At 66.5% G+C, this 1,776-nt stretch carries 1 protein-coding gene; it reads right to left on the reverse strand.

What is annotated here, in order from left to right; all coding sequences use genetic code 11:
• On the reverse strand, positions 1 to 1,776 hold a 1,776-nt coding region (gene acs / locus GVY39_RS33675), incomplete at both ends, for an acetate--CoA ligase (protein ID WP_159931018.1).

Consider the following 1,776-nt stretch of genomic DNA (forward strand, 5'->3'; position numbering starts at 1 on the left):
GATCGCTTCGAAGACGCTCGGGTCGACGAGGGTGGAGGTGTCGCCGAGTTCGCGTCCTTCGGCGACGTCTCGCAGGAGGCGGCGCATGATTTTGCCGCTGCGGGTTTTGGGGAGTTCGGGGACGATGTGGATTTCGCGGGGTCGGGCGATGGGGCTGATGTGGCGGGCGACTTCGGTTTTGAGGTCGTCGATGAGTGTGGTTCCGGTGTTGTGGGCTTGGGCTGTGAGGATGACGAAGGCGACGATGCCTTGGCCGGTGGTGGGGTCGGTGGCGCCGACGACGGCGGCTTCGGCGACGGTGTGGTGTGCGACGAGGGCGGATTCGACTTCGGCGGTGGAGATGCGGTGGCCGGAGATGTTCATGACGTCGTCGACGCGGCCGAGGATCCAGAGGTCGCCGTCGGTGTCGAGTTTGGCGCCGTCGCCGGCGAAGTACCAGCCTTGTGCGGCGAAGCGTTGCCAGTAGGTTTCCCGGAAGCGTTGCATGTCGCCCCAGATGCCGCGCAGCATCGACGGCCAGGGTTGGTCGAGGACGAGGTAGCCGTTGGCTTCGGTTTCTCCGCGGTGGACGGGTTTGGCTTCTTCGTCGACGACTTGGGCGCTGATGCCGGGTAGTGGGGTCATGGCGGCGCCGGGTTTGGTGGTGGTGACGCCGGGTAGGGGGGAGATCATGATGGCGCCGGTCTCGGTCTGCCACCAGGTGTCGACGATGGGGGTGCGGTCGGCGCCGATGACTTGGCGGTACCAGCGCCAGGCTTCGGGGTTGATGGGTTCGCCGACGGAGCCGAGTAGCCGTAGTGTGGACAGGTCGTGGGCGTCGGGGATGTCGCGGCCCCATTTCATGAAGGTGCGGATGAGGGTGGGGGCGGTGTAGTAGATGGTGACGCCGTATTTTTCGATGAGGTGGAAGTGGCGGTGTTCGTCGGGGTGGTTGGGGGTGCCTTCGTAGACGATTTGGGTGCTGCGGTTGGTGAGGGGGCCGTAGACGATGTAGCTGTGGCCGGTGACCCAGCCGATGTCGGCGGTGCACCAGTAGGTGTCTTGGCCGGGTTTGTGGTCGAAGACGGTGTGGTGGGTGTAGGCGGTTTGGGTGAGGTAGCCGCCGGTGGTGTGGAGGATGCCTTTGGGTTTTCCGGTGGTGCCGGAGGTGTAGAGGATGAACAGGGGGTGTTCGGCGTCGAAGGGTTGTGGTTGGTGGGTGGGGGATGCGGTGGTGACGGTGTCGTGCCACCACAGGTCGCGGTTGTCGGTCCAGGGGACTTCGATGCCGGTGCGGCGCACCACCAGCACGTGCTCGACGCTGCCGGGGGTGGTGCTGTGTGCGTGGAGGGCTTGGTCGACGGCTTGTTTCAAGGGGGCGGCTTTGCCGCGGCGCCACTGTCCGTCGGTGGTGATCACCAGCCGGGCTTGCGCGTCGTCGACGCGTTGGCGTAGGGCGGTGGGGGAGAAGCCGGCGAAGACGACCGAGTGGGTGAGGCCGAGGCGGGCGCAGGCGAGCATGGCGATGATGGCTTCGGGGACCATCGGCATGTAGATCGCGACGCGGTCTCCGGCGACGAGGCCGAGGTCGGTCAGTGCGTTCGCGGCCCGGCAGACGTCGTCGAGCAGTTCGCGGTAGGTGATGGCGCGGGAGTCGCCGGGTTCGCCTTCCCAGTGGATGGCGACCTGGTCGCCGTGGCCGTCGAGGACGTGGCGGTCCACGCAGTTGTAGGCGACGTTGAGCTTGCCGCCGACGAACCACTTCGCCACCGGCGCGTCACTCCAATCCAGCACCTG

Source organism: Nocardia sp. CY15, assembly GCF_009829295.1.
GTDB classification, from domain to species: domain Bacteria; phylum Actinomycetota; class Actinomycetes; order Mycobacteriales; family Mycobacteriaceae; genus Nocardia; species Nocardia sputi.